The sequence below is a fragment of the Shewanella sp. 10N.286.51.B8 genome, assembly GCF_041469325.1.
Classification (GTDB): Bacteria; Pseudomonadota; Gammaproteobacteria; order Enterobacterales; family Shewanellaceae; genus Shewanella.
The window spans coordinates 68,103-88,587 of sequence record NZ_JBFRKG010000009.1 but is presented as its reverse complement, the minus strand read 5'-3'; the positions used below and the strand labels follow the sequence as shown (position 1 = coordinate 88,587).

21 protein-coding genes are annotated in these 20,485 nt (G+C 40.0%); 11 read left to right on the top strand and 10 right to left on the bottom strand.

From position 1 onward, the window contains the following. Positions 1-131: 131 nt before the first annotated feature. From ushA (AB4160_RS05180) to ushA (AB4160_RS05170), 3 genes are all read right to left on the bottom strand, one after another. Positions 132-1,808, bottom strand: a complete 1,677-nt coding sequence (gene ushA / locus AB4160_RS05180; protein WP_372003777.1) for a bifunctional UDP-sugar hydrolase/5'-nucleotidase UshA — start codon at positions 1,806-1,808, stop codon at positions 132-134. 337 nt (positions 1,809-2,145) lie between these two features. Further along, positions 2,146-2,820 carry an alpha/beta hydrolase gene (locus AB4160_RS05175; RefSeq protein ID WP_102519695.1) on the bottom strand — a complete coding sequence of 225 codons (675 nt, stop codon included), beginning with the start codon at positions 2,818-2,820 and terminating at the stop codon, positions 2,146-2,148. A gap of 148 nt (positions 2,821-2,968) precedes the next feature. Next, entirely contained in the window at positions 2,969-4,681 is a 1,713-nt protein-coding gene (gene ushA, locus AB4160_RS05170) for a bifunctional UDP-sugar hydrolase/5'-nucleotidase UshA (protein ID WP_102530759.1), read from the bottom strand. 473 nt (positions 4,682-5,154) lie between these two features. Between ushA (AB4160_RS05170) and AB4160_RS05165 the strand changes: the two genes are divergently transcribed. Further along, entirely contained in the window at positions 5,155-6,162 is a 1,008-nt protein-coding gene (locus AB4160_RS05165) for a glutathione S-transferase family protein (protein ID WP_372003842.1), read from the top strand. 37 nt (positions 6,163-6,199) lie between these two features. On the opposite strand, the gene AB4160_RS05160 is transcribed toward AB4160_RS05165, so the two are convergent. The 3 genes from AB4160_RS05160 to AB4160_RS05150 form a co-directional block, all read right to left on the bottom strand. Continuing rightward, positions 6,200-6,427, bottom strand: coding sequence for a DUF3389 family protein (locus AB4160_RS05160; RefSeq protein ID WP_102438220.1), 228 nt, complete (start codon positions 6,425-6,427; stop codon positions 6,200-6,202). Between the two features lie 83 nt (positions 6,428-6,510). After that, the gene (locus AB4160_RS05155; protein WP_102438222.1) at positions 6,511-6,993 is read right to left on the bottom strand and encodes a peptidylprolyl isomerase; all 483 of its coding nucleotides are present in this window, start codon (positions 6,991-6,993) and stop codon (positions 6,511-6,513) included. A gap of 220 nt (positions 6,994-7,213) precedes the next feature. Beyond that, positions 7,214-8,428 (bottom strand): lytic murein transglycosylase, encoded by a 1,215-nt coding sequence (locus tag AB4160_RS05150; protein ID WP_303445799.1) that lies wholly within the window; start codon positions 8,426-8,428, stop codon positions 7,214-7,216. A 197-nt stretch (positions 8,429-8,625) separates the two neighbouring features. Here AB4160_RS05150 and AB4160_RS05145 point away from each other — a divergent pair, with 197 nt between their 5' ends. Both AB4160_RS05145 and AB4160_RS05140 read left to right on the top strand, forming a co-directional pair. After that, positions 8,626-8,985 (top strand): DUF2750 domain-containing protein, encoded by a 360-nt coding sequence (locus AB4160_RS05145; protein ID WP_076537554.1) that lies wholly within the window; start codon positions 8,626-8,628, stop codon positions 8,983-8,985. Positions 8,986-9,085: 100 nt separating this feature from the next. Beyond that, entirely contained in the window at positions 9,086-9,724 is a 639-nt protein-coding gene (locus tag AB4160_RS05140; RefSeq protein ID WP_102476236.1) for a hypothetical protein, read from the top strand. Between the two features lie 69 nt (positions 9,725-9,793). On the opposite strand, the gene AB4160_RS05135 is transcribed toward AB4160_RS05140, so the two are convergent. Next, positions 9,794-10,735: a chemotaxis protein CheV gene (locus AB4160_RS05135; protein WP_102438227.1), complete on the bottom strand. Its 942-nt coding sequence runs from the start codon at positions 10,733-10,735 to the stop codon at positions 9,794-9,796. A gap of 218 nt (positions 10,736-10,953) precedes the next feature. Here AB4160_RS05135 and AB4160_RS05130 point away from each other — a divergent pair, with 218 nt between their 5' ends. From AB4160_RS05130 to AB4160_RS05110, 5 genes are all read left to right on the top strand, one after another. Beyond that, complete coding sequence (locus tag AB4160_RS05130) at positions 10,954-11,502, top strand: lipocalin family protein (RefSeq protein WP_198589928.1); 549 nt, start codon at positions 10,954-10,956, stop codon at positions 11,500-11,502. A gap of 85 nt (positions 11,503-11,587) precedes the next feature. Beyond that, positions 11,588-12,136 (top strand): LON peptidase substrate-binding domain-containing protein, encoded by a 549-nt coding sequence (locus AB4160_RS05125; RefSeq protein WP_102438229.1) that lies wholly within the window; start codon positions 11,588-11,590, stop codon positions 12,134-12,136. A 248-nt stretch (positions 12,137-12,384) separates the two neighbouring features. Further along, positions 12,385-13,047 (top strand): sigma-70 family RNA polymerase sigma factor, encoded by a 663-nt coding sequence (locus AB4160_RS05120; protein ID WP_102519674.1) that lies wholly within the window; start codon positions 12,385-12,387, stop codon positions 13,045-13,047. Then, the gene (locus tag AB4160_RS05115) at positions 13,040-13,717 is read left to right on the top strand and encodes a ChrR family anti-sigma-E factor (protein WP_102519673.1); all 678 of its coding nucleotides are present in this window, start codon (positions 13,040-13,042) and stop codon (positions 13,715-13,717) included. Before AB4160_RS05120 ends, AB4160_RS05115 begins: the two co-directional genes overlap by 8 nt. A gap of 589 nt (positions 13,718-14,306) precedes the next feature. After that, positions 14,307-14,480 (top strand): hypothetical protein, encoded by a 174-nt coding sequence (locus AB4160_RS05110; protein WP_102438235.1) that lies wholly within the window; start codon positions 14,307-14,309, stop codon positions 14,478-14,480. Positions 14,481-14,711: 231 nt separating this feature from the next. Here the strand turns inward: AB4160_RS05110 and AB4160_RS05105 are convergent, their stop codons facing one another. After that, positions 14,712-15,707, bottom strand: a complete 996-nt coding sequence (locus AB4160_RS05105; protein WP_102530762.1) for a 1-aminocyclopropane-1-carboxylate deaminase — start codon at positions 15,705-15,707, stop codon at positions 14,712-14,714. A gap of 243 nt (positions 15,708-15,950) precedes the next feature. Between AB4160_RS05105 and AB4160_RS05100 the strand changes: the two genes are divergently transcribed. Then, the gene (locus AB4160_RS05100) at positions 15,951-16,364 is read left to right on the top strand and encodes a YccF domain-containing protein (protein WP_076537536.1); all 414 of its coding nucleotides are present in this window, start codon (positions 15,951-15,953) and stop codon (positions 16,362-16,364) included. 108 nt (positions 16,365-16,472) lie between these two features. On the opposite strand, the gene AB4160_RS05095 is transcribed toward AB4160_RS05100, so the two are convergent. Both AB4160_RS05095 and AB4160_RS05090 read right to left on the bottom strand, forming a co-directional pair. After that, the gene (locus AB4160_RS05095; RefSeq protein ID WP_102438239.1) at positions 16,473-16,928 is read right to left on the bottom strand and encodes an EVE domain-containing protein; all 456 of its coding nucleotides are present in this window, start codon (positions 16,926-16,928) and stop codon (positions 16,473-16,475) included. A gap of 44 nt (positions 16,929-16,972) precedes the next feature. Continuing rightward, entirely contained in the window at positions 16,973-17,905 is a 933-nt protein-coding gene (locus tag AB4160_RS05090) for a LysR family transcriptional regulator (protein WP_102476231.1), read from the bottom strand. 248 nt (positions 17,906-18,153) lie between these two features. Here AB4160_RS05090 and AB4160_RS05085 point away from each other — a divergent pair, with 248 nt between their 5' ends. Both AB4160_RS05085 and hppD read left to right on the top strand, forming a co-directional pair. Next, positions 18,154-19,314, top strand: coding sequence for a homogentisate 1,2-dioxygenase (locus AB4160_RS05085; protein ID WP_102519669.1), 1,161 nt, complete (start codon positions 18,154-18,156; stop codon positions 19,312-19,314). A 72-nt stretch (positions 19,315-19,386) separates the two neighbouring features. Next, complete coding sequence (hppD, locus tag AB4160_RS05080; protein WP_102438245.1) at positions 19,387-20,427, top strand: 4-hydroxyphenylpyruvate dioxygenase; 1,041 nt, start codon at positions 19,387-19,389, stop codon at positions 20,425-20,427. Positions 20,428-20,485: the final 58 nt, after the last annotated feature.

The following is a 20,485-nucleotide window of genomic DNA, read 5'->3' as shown; positions in this document are numbered from 1 at the left end:
CAGCCAATTAATTTAAATATAACCATTAATAATCAATATCTTAAAAAGATAAAAATTTTCAAATAAAAAGACAACCAAGTGGTTGCCTTTAGGTTTAAATGCTAACAGAAGCTAACATTAACTCATGGATACTAATAAATACTGCAGCCTAATGAACTTTTAGATTGGGTAAATTTCACTTCATTTTTCGGATTATGATCCTCAATTTGAATATTTTTCTCTTTCTTAACGTATTCATAAAGCTCAATGGCATCTACATAACCCGCTTCAAGAATATTAATCTTAGGGTAATTGTCACCACCTGCTGCGCTAAAACTTGGAATAGAGAACTGATAGGTTGCCGATATATCAAAAGGCTGACCATTAATACTATGAATTTCAACGTCTTGATCACGACATTTTACAGTCATATCAATACCGTAAAATTGCGCATAAGCACCGCTAGTTCGGGTATTGGTAGCCACTTTTGATAAATAGCTAATTAATTTGTCACCTGACATTTCTGCTAAACCAATAGTATTTGAAAATGGTTGCACCGTGAGCACATCACGATAAGCAATATTTCCTGCCGGAATAGAGGCTCTGACGCCACCAGAGTTCATGATACCAAAGTCAGCGCGCACTTTATTACTGTGTACTTTCGCAATTAACCTACCTAAATTGGTTTGCTGGGCACGCACCACCTTGCGATCGCCTTGTAATAGCCCATCTACTTTACCTATGATCACATCAAGCTCTGCGCTGCCTTTTTGCTGATAAGGTAATAACGCCGCTTCAACCTCAGGGTTACGCTCAACATGCTCACCTACTGGCCAAGCAAGCTTTTTACCAAAAGCCATTCGCTTTAAGTTAATTGGAATTAATCGGTAGTCCACTAAATACAATTTACCGTTAATGTATTCAAAATCAGCGCGGCCAACAAAGCGTCCCCACTCATGGGCTTGCATAATCCAAGTGCCATTTTGTTTGTCTGGACGACAAGAGTCACCCGCGGTGAAGGTTTTATCATATTCACTGTTGCGACCAGCCATACACACTGGATTTTGCGAGTGCCCGCCGATAATGGCGTCTAACTGCCCTTCCTCTAACGCTCTAGCCATCGTGACATCACCAGGGGCATTACTGCCAAAATCTGCATCCTGATAATGGCCCATATGGGTAGCTGCAAACACTAAGTCTACAGTTTCATTGGCTTTTATTTGCGGTAACAACTGCTTCATTTCCGCGATAGGATCGGTAAAAATCAACGACTCTGTATGCAATGGATTAGTTAGCTTTGGTGTGTCGTTAGTGGTCAACCCCACTACAGCAATGTCAATATCACCCACTTTGAACACTTTATAAGGTTCAAAATAACGTTGATTAGATTCTTTATCATAGATATTGGCAGCCAACATTGGAAATGTCGCTAACTCTGCTTGCTCTGCCAATACTGACAATGGGTTATCAAATTCATGATTGCCCACCGCCATGGCATCATAACCAATCATATTCATGCCAATAAAATCGGGGATGGCGTTTTGTAAGTCGGATTCTGGTACACCCGTATTGATGTCGCCACCTGATAACACTAAGGTATGCCCACCATTTGCGGCGACCTCTTTACGAATACCATCAATGACAGTAAACCGCGCTGCCATGCCATACTCACCCGCTTTGTTATGCCAAAAACGACCATGATTATCATTGGTATGCACCACAGTAAATTTAGTGCAATTATTATCTTCGCAGTCAGGTTTTCGATCACACGCAGTTAAACTGGTTAATACACCGATGACGACCAGTAGACTCGGAATTTTTCTTATCATTATGTTATCCGTAAACCTTCAATTTAATACAAGTTGCCTGCAATTTGTTTGCAACTAGTTTCACTACATAAAACGAGCTGTATTTTAACAAAAGTTTACTAAATATTGTGATTTATTTTTAAGTTATCACTTTAAATAACAATGATTTAGTTTTTATTAATACACGCAGATTGTCCAATATAATAAAAAGGGATTTAGCCAAATGATTGAGCTGTTCGAATATAAAAAAGGCTCAGCGCCATAACAGCGCTAAGCCTCTTGTTTTTTATAGCATTTAACTATCACAAGTTAATAGTGACATTGTACTTAATTTGAAACAGCCACACTAAAGTGCCAGTTATGCTTTCCCGAGTTTATCGGTTAGCCATTGACCAATGTGGGACAACTGCGCAGGTATAACACTATGTGCCATAGGGTAAGTAAGCCACTTGCTCGAATAGCCTGCTTTAATTAAGGCATCATGGGCCATTTTTCCAGCAAATAATGGCACCACTTCATCTTGCTCACCATGGTTTTGTAATATCGGCGTATCACTGTTAGCTTCGCTTAAGCCCTCAGGTAAAGCCTCTCCTGCGGGTAAATAACATGACAATGCCATAATGCCTGCAAGTTTTTGCTCAAACCTCAACCCAGTAAATAAACTCATGACGCCACCTTGGCTAAAACCTGCCAGCACAATGTTTTGAGCGCTAATACCCGATTCAATTTGTTCATTGATCAGCGCTTTTACTGCGATTTCAGAGGTTAACACCCCATTGATATCGGCTCGATCATGTAAATCCATGCTTTTAATATCATACCAAGATCGCATGATATAGCCGCCATTTATGGTCACCGCTTGTTCTGGTGCATGGGGAAAAACAAATCGAATACTATGATCACTTGGTAAACCTAAAACAGGCACGACGGGCGCAAACCCGGCTCCTGAGTCTCCTAAGCCATGTAACCAAATGACACATGACTTCGCAGGTGTAGCTGGTTCAACTGTTATACGTTCTAGTAGGGTTGTCACCGACGACATAATTAAATCCTTTATGATGAATTGCGGCTATCTTATACCAATCCATAAGCACCGTTAAGCTTGAAACAAAAAAGGTAGCCGTAGCTACCTTTTTCAATTTACACCGTTTTTAACTTACTCATTAGTTAATCAAAAGAAATTATTGAGCACAACTTTTCACTAACGCGCCATTACGGTAGAAGTTTAATTGACCTTCCACTGGCGCATAATCGGCAGCTGATAATACAGGATTTGCCACAAAGTACTCACGGAAAACAGCAGCATCGGTTAATTGAGTATCTATGTAGTTTTTATGTTGATTAATAACTGGATAATCGTCACCACCAGCAGCACTGAAATGGATTAACGAGAAGGTATAATCATCTTCTAAATCGAAACTACGGCCACCAAGAGAAGCAATATCGACGGTTTCAGCATCACAATTCACATCCATAGCTACATGGTTAAATTGTGGGAAACCACCGCCGGTTTTAACTGCAACAGCAGCTAAATAATCTTCAACTTCCGCACCCGTCATAGTGACATAAGATACGAAATTACCAAATGGTTGTACAGTTAACACATCACGGTATGAAATATCACCTTCAGCGATAGAAGCACGGACACCACCTGAATTCATTACGCCAAAGTCTGCGGTGACATTGAAGTTATTGCTAACAAATTCAGAATAAGCTGTAGTGAGCAGGTTACCTAGGTTTGTTTGCTCAACACGTACGACTTCACGATCGCCTTCAAACTTACCATCAGTATAGGAAATCACCACATCTAACAATTCTTGACCGCGCTGTTGATATGGCAATAAGGTGTCATATACTGTTTGGTCTTTTTCAATTTCTTCAGTAATGAAAACTAACTCGCCACTTTCATCTTCTTGCTTTAAGTTAATTGGGATGAGTGAGTATTCTGCCAGCGTTAGCTCTCCATCCATGTATTCAAAATCAGCACGTCCAACGTACTTGCCCCATTCATGGGCTTGCATGATATAAGTCCCATTTTGCTGATCAGGTTTACAGTCATCACCTGGAGCAAAATCTGCGTACTCATCCCCTTCCATACACACAGGGTTTTGTGAATGACCACCTATAATCGCGTGCAGTTGACCTTGCTCAACAGAGCGAGCTAGCATCACATCACCAGCGGCTTCTGTACCATGATTACCGTCAGCATAATGACCCATATGGGTTACAGCAAACACCATATCAACGTCTTCATTGGCTTCGATTTCAGCAAGAACAATAGGCAGCTCGTCTTGAGGATCGGTAAATGTCAGTCTGTCGACATTTTCTGGATTAACAATTTTGGGGGTATCAACAGTGGTAAAACCGATAATCGCAATTTTTACGCCATTAATATCAAACACTCGGTAAGGTTCAAAATAGCGCGCGTCTGCATTTTTGTCATAGATGTTAGCTGCAAGCATTGGAAAATTAGCCAATGTTGACTGCATATCAAGTGTGCTTAGAGGATTGTCAAACTCATGGTTACCCACTGCCATAGCGTCATAACCTAATAGGTTCATCCCCATGAAGTCAGGAATGGCTTGCTGCATGTCTGACTCAGGTACACCAGTGTTAATATCACCACCAGATAAAAGAATGGTTTCACCGCCAGCACGCTCTACTTCATGTCGAATTTGATCAATCACAGTTTTACGCGCAGCCATACCATATTCGCCATTGCTGTTTTCCCAAAAACGGCCATGATTATCATTGGTATGAATAACAGTAAAGCTAGTACATGCATCACCAGCAGCTTCACAAGCTGTTAGGTTTTTATCATCGTCATTACTACAACCTGATAAAGCCGCGAGTACAGCAGAGGCCACTAAGCATTTGCACAAGATGTTTTTCATGATCTAACCCTTAATCAATTTAATTTTTATAATGTACGAGCTATCCAGCCCATTGCTGAATGCTAGCAAACATTGCATAAATCTCATGTCAGTTTGATTACAAAAAACCACAATTTACCCAACCACAACAACAAGATGCATCTTGATAAACATTAAAATCAAAAACAAAACACTCACACAAAAAAAACAAAACAAGTCAGACATTTCAAGCTGTAACAACACAAATTGTATCTGGTTGATATTTGAACCCATATAGCCATATTTCTCTATTGATGTGAGTTTTTTGTTAAAAGCACCGCGATTAAAGCAACCAATACTCGCTATTCCAATTCAATATTTTCAGTAACAGTAAATACATTTAGGCTCAAGCAGCTTCGAATTAATCGAACGTTATAGCCCATTTAATCCGCTTTTTTTGCTAAAATTTATCACTTAAACTCAGTCATAGAAGTTGAAATTATCAGGTGGCAATGATGGGGTTATTACAAAATGGACACTGGGTCGATCAATGGTACCCAACGAAGGAAAATGGCGGCAATTTTCACCGAGAAGATGCACAATTTAGGCATTGGATCACACCAGACGGCAGTGCTGAAGTAAGTGGTGATGTAGGCTTTAAAGCTGAAGCTGGACGTTACCATTTATACGTTTCATTGGCTTGTCCTTGGGCTCATAGAACCTTAATTTTTCTACAACTTAAACAGTTAACCCAAATGATTGATGTCACTGTGGTTGAGCCGCACATGCTCAGTAACGGCTGGGAGTTTGCAGGATCTAATCAGTCGGCAGCTGCTAATGCCATTGAAGGCGCTAATACCGATCCTTTGTTTAATAAAGATTACCTGTATCAAATTTACCAAATGGCCAAAGCTGATTATAACGGTCGTGTCACTGTGCCCGTATTATGGGATAAACACACTAATACCATAGTCAGTAATGAATCATCTGACATTATTCGTATGTTTAATCGGGCGTTTAATCATCTTACGGCTAACCATGACGACTATTATCCAGCAGCACTACGTCAAGATATTGATGAACTGAATGCCATGATTTACGACAACATTAATAATGGTGTATATCGCAGTGGTTTTGCTACTACTCAACAAGCATATGAAGCAGCAATAACGCCACTGTTTGCCAGCTTAGCGCAATTAGAACAACGCTTAGCAACAAAACGCTACTTAATGGGAGATGTGATAACTGAAGCAGATTGGCGTTTATTTACCACTTTAATTCGCTTTGATTGTGTTTATGTAGGCCACTTTAAAACCAATATTAGAACCATTGAGTCCTACCCTTGCCTTTCTGGTTACCTCAGGGACTTATACCAACAGCCTGGCATTGCTGACACGGTAAACTTTGAGCACATCAAGCAGCATTACTACTTTAGCCACCAACAAATTAATCCAACCCAAATCGTGCCAGTTGGCCCAGAGATTGACTATAGCAGTCCCCATAACCGAGATTCACTAGCCTAGGTGTTCCTGTAGTGAAGCTTGTCGCAGCCGAATCAGATTATTCGGCTGCAATGCCCATTATTTCGATGGCTTCATAAAATTGCTGGGCATTATCCAATTTTAAACTCCAGCGCACAGCGCCAGCATCTGCGATTAACATTAAACTGTCACTAAGACATTTCATGTCATCGACCATTGCGGTCAAGACGATGTTATTGGTATTTAATCGACACTGGATTTCAAATGGCGTGACCACTAATTTACCTTGGGAAAATTCAATTATCATTCGGATGCTTCTTTTATTTCAAACAAAAATCCCAAGTATATTAACTACACTTGGGATTACATTTGGGGTAATGCAGCAATAAATTAGTGCTGATGACCACCCTCACCGTGTGAATGACCGTGGGCAATTTCTTCATCTGTTGCTTCACGAAAATCAACCACTTCGATATCAAAGGTTAACTCACGACCAGCCAATGGGTGATTAGTGTCAATCGTTGCCATGAATTTACCCATTTTAACGATAGTCACTTGGCGTTGGCCTTCTTCAGTATTGACAATAGCAGACATGCCCACTTTCCATACTTTAGCGCCTTGTAGGTGTTTTACTGAAACACGTTGCTCAGCACCTTCCATACGCTCACCATAGGTCTCAGCAGCTGGTAATGTAACGGTGAACTTTTCACCCGCATCTTTGCCAGCAATGGCATTTTCTACACCTGGCATCATGTTGTCATGGCCATGTAAATAGGCGATTGGAGAACCACCTTCGTTACTTTCAATCACTTCACCTTGTTCGTCACGAAGGGTGTAGTTGAATCGAACTACCATATTGTCTTGAGCGCTCATCGAATGTCCTTAGTTTACTTCGATATCAATAGTTTCCGCAGCTTAACAAATACCCGATTAAGCTGCCAGTAAAAGCCGAGATAATCGATTGCTATGCTTTTAGCTTATGCTTTTAGCTTATTCTTTAAGCTTATGAACTGAGTTTAAGCACTAAGCCTGCGAACTGGCAGAGAATAAACTCTCAGCGATGCAATCATTATTTTTTAATTGAAGCTACGGATTATAAACTGATCTTAATACCTAACGCGGCGAAGGTTTTTTGATCGGGAAAGCCATCAGCAATCAAGTTTTTACTGCGCTGAAATGCCTGCACTCCTGCAATCGAGTTTCGCCCGAGTACACCATCTGGCTTACCAACATCAAAACCCAGTTCATTTAATTTTGCTTGCATAAGCTTAATGTCGCTGCGATTAAATAGACCATGATCCGGCGCGCTTACTCTCAGCGGCGCTGCACCATTCACCCTATCGGCTAAATGGCCCACGGCAATGGCGTAAAATTCAGAGCGATTCCAGCGCATAATGACATCAAAGTTATCGTAACCTAAGAATGCTGGCCCGGTATGACCAGACGGGACATACAATGAGGCTTCCATCTCTGGAGTCGTCAACGGTGTGCCATTGGCTTGCTTGAGGTTTAATGCAGCCCAATCGGTTAACGGTTTAGGGTGCTTGCGGCCAAGGTATTGGTAATCATAATTTTCAGGCAATAATACTTCTCTGCCCCAGCGTTCATTCGCTTTCCAGCCCAGTTGCTGCAAAAAGTTTGCCGCAGACGTTAGGGCATCGGCAGTGCTATTCCACAAATCGACTTTACCGTCACCATCACCATCAACGGCATATTTAGCGTAATTGGTTGGCATAAATTGAGTATGCCCCATCGCGCCAGCCCAAGAGCCTACCATAGTCGCATCATCAAATTGATACTTTTCTTTAAGCTTTAAAGCTTGCATTAATTCATTGGTAAAATAGCTACTACGACGAGGATCGCAGGCTAATGTCGCTAACGAATTTAACACTGACATTTTGCCCTTATAGCCACCAAAGTTGGTTTCCAGCCCCCAAAAAGCAATGATATATTGGCCTGGTACCCCATACTTAAGGGTAAGCTTATTTAATAATTCTCGATGCTCGGCTAATAAACGCCGCCCCTCTTTAACACGCCAATCAGTCACACGCTTATTGAAGTAATTACCAAAGGTGGTGCTAAACTCTGGCTGCTGATTATCAAGCTCAATCACTCTAGGAATGTACTTTAGATTAGCGACACTGGTATTTATCGTTTGCTCGGATAAGCCTTCACTGCGGGCTGTAACTTTAAGCTTATCCACACACTGGGAAAAATCATCGGACGCTGCAATTGCTTGAAGACTAACAAAGCAGCTAGAAACCACTACAGCCGATTTTAGTAACGCCGGAAATTTGAAACTCACCATAAAAAGAATACTTCGACTAATCAATGAATAGCCACATCCTGACTTATCAAGCAAAAGGAAACAAGATCAAAAACCGCTAAAACTGTGATAATTTGTATTTGTTTATTTCATTTTGCGATAGAAGATTAATAGTGTTTTGTATTGTTTAGCGTTAACGTATAATGCATCAGTTAATTGAAATTTCTAAGAGACTAATCATGATTGAACTAACCCCTGCAGTTGTAAGCTTTATTGAAAATGTGAAAAAGCATCAAGTCCTTTGGGGCTTAGCGGATGAGACTGGTGAAGGTTGGGTTGTCTGTGACTCTTCTGAATTTGAACAAACTGATGTGATGCCTTTATGGTCAACACAAGCTGCGGCGGCAAGCCATTGTACTGAAGAGTGGGCAGACTATGTCGCTGTTGAGATCAGTGTGAATGACTTTTTAGAATTTTGGGTTGGCGATTTAAATGAAGACGGTGTATTAATCGGTCTTGATTGGGTTGCAAACGAAGAATGTTTAGAAGTAGATCCAATTGAATTAGCTAAAGAGCTAGTTGATATTGAAGCCGAATAATTACATTCTTGGCTAAATTAAGCTGCTGCAGTTCGTTACGAACTAAAGCAGCTTTTTTATAAGAAAAATTTACTTGCCAGTTATAACTTAAAGGCCTGTTTTGAATCATTTACCTCCCCTAATTGATATCCCTTTCGATCTTCGCCATCAATGCTGGTTTTGCGCCGAGCCTAGTAACGATGTGTTCAGTTATTATGCTAAAGCATCAACCCCGCACCCTTCATTAACACTGCCAGCATGCAGTGAGTGTGCAAGGTTAGCTAAAAAGAATTTACTGACTTCTATTTGGGATTGCAGAGACGCAGTAAAAGATGACTTAATGCAGATTTATCATAAAGATCTCGCCATTGGCATTAATTGGACCGAAGAAGAGTTGGCTGAGTCAGGTTTTGATTGTCGAATATTATCTGGCTTTAAAGAAAGTGCATGGATGATGTACAACATTGCCAAAGGCCGCATTAATGCAAAAGGTTGGCCCTTGGTGCTCAATGGCATTGATATTGAACAAGGTTATAGCGCGGTATTTGAATTTGATGGTTTACAGTTTAATAGCCTAAATAAGGCAATTAATCACTATTGTGACACCTTAGCGCTCAACAAATCGCTGTTATGTGAAATACTCAATATTGTCGGCAAAGACAAGTTTTCTTATGCGGTAAGGTTATGTCGAATGAACATTGGCATTACCAAAGAGCATCAAAAGCTGCTTATCGAACAGGTTCAAGAAGAGTTTACTTAAATTTGAGCGACTAAAACAGAAAGCCACAACAGAGCGAGCGCTAACAACCGCATCGCTCTGAAGATACACTTAGTCAAGGATCATCTTTAAGCGCTGCTGCACCGCATCAACCAATAAGTCTGGCTGGAATTTAGAAATAAACTTGTCACAGCCCACTTTTTCAACCATAGCATTATTAAAGCTGCCACTTAACGAGGTATTAAGGGTGATATACAGTGACGCCATGCGCTCATCGGCGCGCACTTCAGCTGTGAGTTTATAGCCGTCCATTTCAGGCATTTCTGCATCGGTAATCATCATCAATAACTCATCGGCAACGCTTTTACCTTCTGCTGCCCAACCTTTAAGCATATTCAATGCTTGCAAACCATCAGAGGCCTCTATGATTTTAATCCCCAGTTGACTGAGGGTGTCGCGTACTTGTTTTCTAGCCGTGGCGGAGTCATCAACAATTAATACTTTTCGGCCCGGCATGTGCGCCACTAATTGTTGATCAAGTACGCCTTCTGATAAGGTAATGTCGTAATCAATGATCTCAGCTAGCACCTTTTCGACATCAATAATAGAGACCAATCTTTGTACATCATTATCTTGCAGTTTAGTGATAGCCGTTAAATAGTTATTAGCCCCAGCAGACTTTGGCGGCGGCATAATATCGCCCCAGGTCATATTGACAATATGCTCTACCTTGCCAACTAAAAAGCCCTGCACACTGCGGTTATACTCAGTAATAATCAAATTACAGTCATCTGAGACTGGCATAGGGCTAAAGCCAATAGCACCGCGCAAATTAATCACTGGAATAGACATACCACGAATGTTGGCAACACCACTAATGTTTGGGTTACTGCCAGGTAATGCGCTTAAAGGCGGCAGCTTAACGACCTCTTTGACTTTGAACACGTTAATAGCAAATAATTGGGTGGCACTAATTTTGAACAACAGTAACTCTAAACGGTTCTCACCGACTAATTTAGTACGTTGATCGACTGAATCCAGCATTTTTTTCATTATTATTTCTCGTTAACTCGACCTTGGTTCTACTAGCCATTAAAAAATTTTTAGCGGATACAACAGCGACATTGACTAAATAAGGTTGGCTGTAAAACATCATTTAGAACAGATATTAACCTAATAAATTTTAATATAGATCTTATCGGCAGCATCGTACGTAACATGAGTAATTAGTGCAAATTCAACTCAAGATAAAACTATAGGGATCACAACAAATGACATCGACCAAGGTTTATAACAACATAAAAAGCATCGCCTTGTGTGCCTTGCTAGTTAGCGGAACAAGCGCTTGCACTATGCTCGATAAAAAAGTGACTGTGGTTGAAAACTTTAAACTCAACAATTACCTCGGTAGCTGGTATGAAATCGCCAGACTTGACCATTCATTTGAAAGAGGCCTTTCAAAAGTCACAGCCAACTATTCTGTTGATGGCGATAAAGTTGTGGTCATCAATCGAGGTTATTCAGACGAAAAAGCACGTTGGAGTGAAGCAGAGGGTAAAGCCTACTTCATTGAAACGGACAATATTGGCCGTTTAAAAGTCTCTTTTTTTGGGCCGTTTTATGGTGCCTATCAAATCCATGATTTGATGGAAGATAAAAACGGAAACTATATAAGTTCGTTAGTGATAGGTCCAAACAATGATTATGCGTGGATTTTATCGCGCACACCTAACATCTCTGCCGAGCATAAACTCAGATTCACAGAAAAAATGACCGCATTAGGCATTGATACTCAGCAATTAATTTGGGTAAAACAATAGTGATCATTACCCTCAATATCACCGTATAAACTATTGAAAACATGAATACTACATTCACCATTAAGTTAGTAATAAAGGTGCTGTTATGAAATTGCCTCTGTTCCCATTATCCATTTGCTTGTTACCTCAAGGCTTCACGCAATTGCGCATTTTTGAACCAAGATATAAACGTTTAGTGACTGAATCACTTAAATCAGGTGAAGGTTTTGGCTTATGCATGCTAACCAGTGACAACCAACTCATGCCTTTAGGAACTTGGGTTCATATTATCGATTTTGAAACGCTAGACGATGGACTATTAGGTATTAGTATCGAAGGTAAACAGCGGTTTAAAATCAATCAGTTCGATACTGAAGCTGATGGTTTAAAAAGAGGTGATGTCAGTTTAATCCCCGATTGGCCGCAAACAGATATAAAGCCCAAACAACATTTTTTAAAGAAAACCTTACAAGAGATTTTACAGCAGTACCCACAACAATTATCTCACTATAAAGATGACGACTTTAATAATTTGTCATGGGTCTGTCAGCGCTGGTTAGAGATAATGCCCATTAGCCCAGAGGAAAAGTACCAGTGCATTAATAGTCATAATCACGAAATGACCCAAGCCTTGATCACCAGCATTATTAAGTAATCTTAACGCATTCAAAATCAGGTGGTTAGCGACTTTAACTCAAAGCAAACCACTCAAATTTTTAACTCTTAGTAATAAATGATAAAAAAGTTGCACATTTTTAAGCCTTTTTTGAACCATCTTTCATCCTTTTGCGTATCAACAAGTAACTTTCGGATTTAGTCAGCTTTTAACCTGCTATATAAAACAGATTAATGCAATATATGTGACTAAAGCTCTCTTAACACTGACGATGCGAGTGAAAATAAATGCAAAATTTTCAATCACAAACGGTTCAAAGTCGTTATGATAAAGGTATGTTATCTAAAAATACAAAAGCAATAGATACTGCCATGAAATCAACCGATAAAAATGATGTCGAAGCCCAGATGCTTGCAGGCTTAATGCTACGTGTTGCAAATCATAGAGATAAAGCTGCTTTTGCTAAGCTGTTTGCTCATTTTTCGCCCAAAATACGTTCTTTTGGGATCCAACGTTTGAGCCAACAAGGCTTAGCCATGGACTTAGTTCAAGAAACCATGACCCGAGTATGGACTAAAGCCCATCTTTATAATGTTGATAAAGCTGCAGTAAGCACTTGGGTGTTCACAGTCATGCGTAATCAGTGCTTTGACATGTTGCGTAAAGTGCAACATAACCGTGAAGATGCGTTTGGTGACGATATTTGGTCTCTATTCGATTCTGATGGCAGCGATGAAACTGAAAATGACTTCAAATTGTCTGCCACCTTGCTTAAACACGTTGAGTCACTACCGCCGCTGCAAAAACAGGTGGTGCAAGGCATTTACATGCAAGAGCTCACTCAGCAAGAACTGGCAGATAAATTGAAAGTGCCCATTGGCACGGTTAAATCAAGACTCAGATTAGGATTAGAGAAGTTAAAAGGCTTCATGGAGAAACATTATGATTAATTATCACCCCGATGAGCAATTACTTTCTCTCCATGCCAAAGGAGAACTGCCTTTGTCTCTATCATTGGCCGTGTCAGCCCATTGTGAACTGTGTCGTCATTGCGCCGATAAAATTGAGCAACTAACTTTGGTTGCTGCTGAAAACAGCTTAAATGCGCAACCCACAGCATCACTAGATTCAAGCATAAATGAAGCTATGGATGCAGAGCTTGAAGCCATGCTTAACACTATGATGCAAATGGATGATGCCGTTGATGTATCGCCAAAGCAAACCAAGGTCGCAGTCAAGGTCAAAGGTCAGCAATACAATTTACCGGCTGCATTTCGCCAGCAAGTAGAAAACCATTGGCAAGGTATAGGTAAAGTCAGTCGGTTAAGACTCGACACCGGCGAGAAACAAGCAAGAGCGAGTTTACTGCATATTGATAAAAACGGCGAAATCCCACAGCACACCCATAAAGGCCAAGAGTTGACCTTGTTGTTAGCAGGCGAATTCAGCGATGAATACAACACCTACAGCGCAGGTGACTTTTTGTTACTTAATAGTGACCATGAGCACAGCCCTAAAACAGTTGAGGGGTGTTTATGTTATACCGTTGTTGATGCGCCTTTATATTTTACTAAAGGGATCAGTAAGCTACTCAACCCAATAGGCGAACTGATTTATTAATCAACGGCTTAACACTGACTCTGATTTTAAAGATAAAAGAGTGCTTTAATGACACAAAGCACTCTTTTTTGCGGTTTTTATAACAGTTATGCTTATCGTCGACTTAGCTAGATTATTTACCCTAACTGAGGATAAGTCGCCACAAAGTACAGTGTGTTGCTGCTTTTGTTGGATAAATATTCAGATAAAGGGCGATTAAGTTCACCTTTTATCCATTAATTGTCCTGAATTGTAAAAAATGTATTGCTATATAAAAAATATATGACTAATATCCTCTGTGTATTTAAGTTTTCTTGTAATTATTTGTTTACCCTTCTGTTAGTCACTCACTACATGCAGTAAACCCACACTACAAGTCATTTGCTAAGTTGTTCTCTGTCATTTGTTTGTCATATGCCTATGTTCAACTAACTACAGCAAGTAAATTGGCGATTAAAAATAGAATTGATCAAACCAGCCTACTTGTAAGTGTAATAAGCACAGTGAACTTAAGCACATAAATCTAAACTTACGCAACACAACTGCTTAAGGATAAATATTGTTATTACTTACTCACCAAAAAGGTGAAAATTAAAAAGGAGTGTGGCACATGTCATACAACATAAATGGTCATGAAATTACAGTTAATTTCCCTGTTAATTCAATATCATCAAATAAAAACTCAATAGCTTTTACCGATAGCCAAGGTAAAACTAAAACAACTTTTTCTAAGCGCACTGAAGCGTTAACATTTATGAAATGGTTACTTACGGCTAACAAGTAAGACTTTTAACGCTTGCGTTATTCATTTGCTCAGTTACTCAATAGACATCGCTTCTCGGTATTTCCTCTCACACCTTACCGGACGTTTATTAGAACTGAGCAACATGAAGTTACCCTCACCCAAGAGCACTTTTCAAATCCTTCTCTAAGCAACTCTCCAACGTCATAATTCAAATCAATTTTCAATATTGTCTCTAATGAATGCTTATCTAGCCTAGATATAAACCCGCTATCATCCTTGCTGTTGATATTTCCTTTTGTAGCGCGCTAACATGCTTGGATTACCCAGCAAGCCCCCTTGATGTAAATACATCACAGGAACAGCAGCACCTTTGTTTAAGTCATCGCCGCTTAGGTTTGCAGTATTTAGATAATGCTCCAGCATGATGAAACCAACTGGGTCATACAACAATTCAAATTCAATACCTTGCTTATTGACGTGTTGCCACATGTCATAACACTGACGGTTCAACTTACCAAAATGATACTTTTTACCATTAGAGATGATCCTTGGATGATAGTCAGTATTATCGGTTAATTGATAAAACTGCTTAGTGAGATATTCATCACCGCCAACACAGCTGCAGGTTAATACCGTTACACTGGGCAGCGAGAGGTCTGAGCTGCTGGCTGTTTTACTGAATTCGACAAAAAAACGTTGTAAGTAAAGTGCCGTGGTACCTGTACCTGAAGGAAGAAATAGCTCTAACTTTTTCATATTATTTTGTTTAAGCCATTCAATAATCTCTCGCCCTAGTTGATCAAGCCCTAGCTGAGCATATTCACAACGCCCGCCTTCGGGAACAAACACCGTACTCTTAACGACAAGCTGTTTGTTCGATTCATACGGCGCTTGAATATCTTGTTGTACATAAGTCTCTAGGTTCAGCTCAATACCCGCTGGCTTTTCAATGATGTTGGCGCCGTTGTCTAAGGCCGCTTTATAGTTTCCTTGGGGGTTTTGCTTAAGATAGCCAGCTATATGGTCAACATAATAATCAAGTTGCCAGCCGCGCATTTTGGTTAAGGCAGCTAAAGAGTGCAGCGAATTTGCTTGCGCTGAGCCATAGCCAACCAGTTTTTTTACTAGAGGGAAATCTTGCTCGAGAAAATATTGAAATTTTCGCGCTTTGTTACCACTGAAATCCGGGTGGAGTAAATCATCGCGTTTTACAAATATTGCCTGCTCTGCAAATCGAATGGTTTGTACTGGTGTGGTGGCAAACATGTTTATCTCAACATCAATGAGTAGAGTTATTATTTTAACTAAAAAATGTTGTTTTTAACTAACCTATTTATGCTGAGAGTTTAAGAGACAATATACCTTATAGAATTATCGTTTAAATTCAGCAAGATAAAAAATATATATAATGTGGCACAGATTTCGCTTCAATAGTGCATAGTTCGACTAACAAACTGTACAAAGCACGATTAAAAATAGTAAGTTATTACAACAAGTAAGGGATTTTAGATGTCAGTATTAAGATTAGTTTTTAATATCGCTTGGTTCATCATGGGCGGCTTTATAATGGGCTTAGCTTGGTGGCTAGCTGGGCTCTTATGTTTTATTAGTATTATCGGTATCCCCTTTGGCCGAGCCTGTTTCGTCATTGGTGAAATGGCATTTTGGCCATTCGGCCAAGAAAATGTAAATCGTAAACACCTATCAGGCACAGAAGACTTTGGTACCGGTCCATTAGGGATGATAGGTAATGTAATCTGGTTTTTATTTTTCGGTATTTGGTTGGCCATCGGTCACCTCACCCATGCTCTAGCTTGTTTTATCACTATCATTGGTATTCCGTTTGCTATACAACATGTGAAGCTGGCTTTATTGAGCCTCACGCCGATTGGACAAACCATAGTGGCAAAAGAAAGCTATTAATCTAAACCAATTTTAATTGCTGTTACTATTGAATTTTAAAAAAGGAGCGCTAATTTATTAGCACTCCTTTTTTATGTTTAAGGCATTTATAAAGCATTTATAAAGCATTTATAAGGCAACGATATAGTTGAACTCTTCTTCTGTCACAGGCTGAACACTCAACCTAGCGCCTTTACTTACTAATACCATGTCAGCAAGTTTTGGATCTGCTTTTAACTGCGCCAAGGTAATAATGCGGGTTAACTTTTGATTAAAACGAATATCTACTGCAACCCATCTCGGTTTTTGTTTATCTGACTTAGGGTCAAAATAAGCACTTTGACTATCAAAAGCACTTAAATCGTTATAAGCATCTGACGTCACTTCAGCAATCCCCACAACAGCGGGAACTTTACAGCTGGAATGGTAAAACAGCACTAAATCCCCTGTTTTTACCTCATCCCGTAAAAAGTTTCGCGCCTGATAATTACGTATCCCTTGCCAGGGTTCTGACTGTGGTAAACATGCTGCTAAATCGTCAATGCTGAACTCATCAGGTTCCGATTTCATTAACCAATACTTCATTTAAATCCTTAACAGTAAAACGATAATACTTATGCAATCCATAACTAACCAATGGCCGAATGACTAATTTTTTGATCATTAGTTGATTGATTAAAAGTTGCAAATTCTTCTGAAATTAACTCAGTAAATAATCGACCCGCCCGCCCAAGTGGCCTTTCTAGGGTAGATACTAACTGCGGGGTAAATCTAAATCTATGGCCACCAACAAAATCTACTATGGCTAAATTCTTGCCCGTAAGCTCATCATTAATAAGAAACTCCGGCATCCAGCCAAAACCTAGCCCTTTTAGTAAGGCATTTTTCTTCATAATAAAGCCTGATAAGTAAAACACTTTGTCGCCGCCAAACTGTAACTCGTCTCGGTGTAGTTTTTGCGGCGATGAGTCTTCAATGGTTAATTCTACATGTTGCTGCAGATCAGTCAGGGTAACACCGGATAACTCAGCAAGAGGATGCTGCGATGAGCAAACCAATAAACTGGTCACTGGTGGCAGTTGTTGGGCAGAAAAATAAGGCCCTGCAAGGTAATCCTTAACCAGCATTAAATCGGCTTTATCTCGCTCAAAACGATGTTGAACGCCGCCTAAAAATTCCATGTTAAGTTGTATCTTGGTAGGAATATTATGCTCAGACATGCGCTTTAACGCTGTCATGATAGGCTCCATTGGCAGCGCGCCGTCAATCACCAATTCAAGCTTTGGCTCCCAACCTTCGCTAAAACGACTGGCTAAATGTTCAATATTGGCTAAATGTTGCAGTAACCGTTGGCCTTCAGCCAAAATCACTTTGCCTTCTGGGGTTAATTCAGCCCGATATTGAGACCGATTAAATAAAGTCACCCCTAGGTGTTGCTCGAGTTTTTTTACTTGATAACTTACTGCTGATTGCGCTTTGTGTAGCCGCTCAGAGGCTTTAGCAAAACTTCCTTCTTCAACAAGTACTTGTAGCACATTAAATGCTTCTACATCGATTTTCATTTAAGCCTCCATGTCCCTATTCTGCCTTTAAGTGTTCTGCAGTCGTGACACTTATGTAAACTTTTATTAACCATCTAAAAATTAGATTAAGTTAAGTGGTTTATTATTCTTTTTTTTGTCCATCCTAGCAACTAAATTGTTAACTAGATCACAAATAGTTTATTAACGCTGCGCTAGAAAAACATTAACAAAGCAGATTAATGAAGCTCAATAACGACAACCAAACGAATAAGAGTTGAGGAGTTACGATGCCGGTTTATGTTCAACAAGGACAAATACCTTCTAAACGCCATATCGCTTTTAAAAAAGACTCTGGCGAGCTTTACCGTGAAGAACTGTTTTCTACTCACGGCTTTGCCAATATTTACTCCAATAAATATCACCATAATATGCCGACTAAGGCATTAGCGGTGGCTCCCTATGCTCTTGAGCACGGCGACGAGTGGCAAGACTCGTTAATCCAAAACTACAAACTCGATTCGCGCCAAGCTGATTGCAGCGGCAACTTTTTCAGTGCCCGTAACAAGATTTTTTATAACAGTGATGTGGCCATGTACACAGCCAAAGTCACTGAAGATACGGCTGAGTTTTACCGTAATGCCTATGCTGATGAAGTGGTCTTTGTCCACCAAGGTGAAGGAACGCTGTTAAGTGAATATGGTCAACTTCAAGTTAAGCAATGGGATTACTTAATCATTCCGAGAGGCACGACTTACCAGCTCAAGTTTAATGATTACAGTAATGTACGCTTATTCGTTATTGAATCAAACTCAATGGTTGAAGTACCCAAACATTTTAGAAATGACTATGGGCAAATGCTGGAGTCAGCGCCATATTGTGAACGTGATATTCGCACCCCTGAACTTACTGATGCTACCGTTGAAAAAGGTGAGTTTTCTTTAGTCAGCAAGTTTGGCGATAAGTATCAACTCACCACCTTAGAGTGGCATCCATTTGATTTAGTGGGCTGGGATGGCTGCGTCTATCCTTGGGCATTTAATATCACCGAATATGCACCTAAAGTAGGAAAAATTCATTTACCGCCTTCTGACCATATCGTGTTTACGGCTAACAATTTTGTGATATGTAACTTTGTACCGCGTCCCTATGACTTCCACCCAGAATCAATTCCAGCGCCTTATTACCACAACAACATCGATAGCGACGAAGTGCTGTATTACGTTGACGGTGACTTTATGAGCCGCACAGGTATTGAAGCAGGTTACATGACCTTGCATCAAAAAGGCGTGCCACATGGGCCACAACCTGGGCGCACCGAAGCCTCTATCGGCAAAACCGAAACTTACGAATATGCCGTAATGGTTGATACCTTTGCGCCACTTAATTTAACCACCCATGTCAAAAACTGCATGAGTGATGATTACAACCGCTCTTGGATTGAAGATTAATCACCAACAGCATCCCTATTACACATCACCACAGAGTGATGAAAAATAAAGATAATTATTAAGGAAAACACCATGGCTAGCGAAACAAACCCACTTGGACTACTAGGTATTGAATTTACTGAATTTGCCAGTCCTGATACTGATTTTATGCATCAAGTGTTTGTCGACTTTGGTTTTTCAATGCTTAAACAAGCTAAACATAGCGATATCGTTTACTACCAACAAAACGATATCAACTTCTTATTGAACAAATCTAAGCAAGGCTTCTCAGCTGAATTTGCTAAGTCTCATGGCCCCGCTATTTGTTCTATGGGCTGGCGTGTTGAAGATGCACAATTTGCTTACACTGAAGCTGTAGCGCGCGGCGCAAAACCGGCTGATGATACGGCTAAAGATATGCCTTACCCTGCTATTTACGGTATTGGTGATAGCTTAATTTACTTCATCGATGTATTTGGCACTGACAATAATATTTATGCTAATGATTTTGAAGATTTAGCTGAACCTATTATTGTAGAAGAAAAAGGCTTTATGGAAGTCGATCACCTGACCAACAATGTTTATAAAGGCACCATGGAAAAATGGGCCAACTTTTATAAAGATATTTTTGGTTTCACTGAAGTGCGTTATTTTGATATTAGTGGTTCACAAACTGCGCTTGTATCTTACGCCCTGCGTTCACCTGATGGCAGCTTCTGTATTCCGATTAATGAAGGTAAAGGCAATGACAAGAACCAAATTGATGAATATTTAGGTGAATATAATGGCCCAGGGGTTCAGCATTTAGCCTTTAGAAGCCGTGATATTGTTGGCTCTTTAGATGCAATGGAAGGTACCGCAATTAAAACGCTGGATATTATTCCTGAGTATTACGACACTATTTTTGACAAGCTACCACAAGTCACTGAAGATAGAGATCGCATCAAGCATCACCAAATTTTAGTTGATGGTGATGACGATGGTTACCTATTACAAATTTTCACTAAAAACCTGTTTGGGCCAATCTTCATTGAAATTATTCAGCGTAAGAACAACCTAGGCTTTGGTGAAGGTAACTTTAAAGCGCTATTTGAATCAATTGAGCGTGATCAAATGAAACGCGGTGTGCTTTAAAGCCTGTTCAGCAGTTTTAATTTGTAAACAAAGCCAGCTTAACTGCTGGCTTTTTCAT

Coding starts and splice junctions, on each gene's coding strand:
- ushA (WP_372003777.1), bottom strand. CDS start 1,808: ATGATAAGAAAAATTCCGAGTCTACTGGTCGTCATCGGTGTATTAACC.
- ushA (WP_102530759.1), bottom strand. CDS start 4,681: ATGAAAAACATCTTGTGCAAATGCTTAGTGGCCTCTGCTGTACTCGCG.
- AB4160_RS05165 (WP_372003842.1), top strand. CDS start 5,155: ATGGGGTTATTACAAAATGGACACTGGGTCGATCAATGGTACCCAACG.
- AB4160_RS05160 (WP_102438220.1), bottom strand. CDS start 6,427: ATGATAATTGAATTTTCCCAAGGTAAATTAGTGGTCACGCCATTTGAA.
- AB4160_RS05155 (WP_102438222.1), bottom strand. CDS start 6,993: ATGAGCGCTCAAGACAATATGGTAGTTCGATTCAACTACACCCTTCGT.
- AB4160_RS05150 (WP_303445799.1), bottom strand. CDS start 8,428: ATGGTGAGTTTCAAATTTCCGGCGTTACTAAAATCGGCTGTAGTGGTT.
- AB4160_RS05145 (WP_076537554.1), top strand. CDS start 8,626: ATGATTGAACTAACCCCTGCAGTTGTAAGCTTTATTGAAAATGTGAAA.
- AB4160_RS05135 (WP_102438227.1), bottom strand. CDS start 10,735: ATGAAAAAAATGCTGGATTCAGTCGATCAACGTACTAAATTAGTCGGT.
- AB4160_RS05130 (WP_198589928.1), top strand. CDS start 10,954: ATGACATCGACCAAGGTTTATAACAACATAAAAAGCATCGCCTTGTGT.
- AB4160_RS05125 (WP_102438229.1), top strand. CDS start 11,588: ATGAAATTGCCTCTGTTCCCATTATCCATTTGCTTGTTACCTCAAGGC.
- AB4160_RS05120 (WP_102519674.1), top strand. CDS start 12,385: ATGCAAAATTTTCAATCACAAACGGTTCAAAGTCGTTATGATAAAGGT.
- AB4160_RS05115 (WP_102519673.1), top strand. CDS start 13,040: ATGATTAATTATCACCCCGATGAGCAATTACTTTCTCTCCATGCCAAA.
- AB4160_RS05110 (WP_102438235.1), top strand. CDS start 14,307: ATGTCATACAACATAAATGGTCATGAAATTACAGTTAATTTCCCTGTT.
- AB4160_RS05105 (WP_102530762.1), bottom strand. CDS start 15,707: ATGTTTGCCACCACACCAGTACAAACCATTCGATTTGCAGAGCAGGCA.
- AB4160_RS05100 (WP_076537536.1), top strand. CDS start 15,951: ATGTCAGTATTAAGATTAGTTTTTAATATCGCTTGGTTCATCATGGGC.
- AB4160_RS05095 (WP_102438239.1), bottom strand. CDS start 16,928: ATGAAGTATTGGTTAATGAAATCGGAACCTGATGAGTTCAGCATTGAC.
- AB4160_RS05090 (WP_102476231.1), bottom strand. CDS start 17,905: ATGAAAATCGATGTAGAAGCATTTAATGTGCTACAAGTACTTGTTGAA.
- AB4160_RS05085 (WP_102519669.1), top strand. CDS start 18,154: ATGCCGGTTTATGTTCAACAAGGACAAATACCTTCTAAACGCCATATC.
- hppD (WP_102438245.1), top strand. CDS start 19,387: ATGGCTAGCGAAACAAACCCACTTGGACTACTAGGTATTGAATTTACT.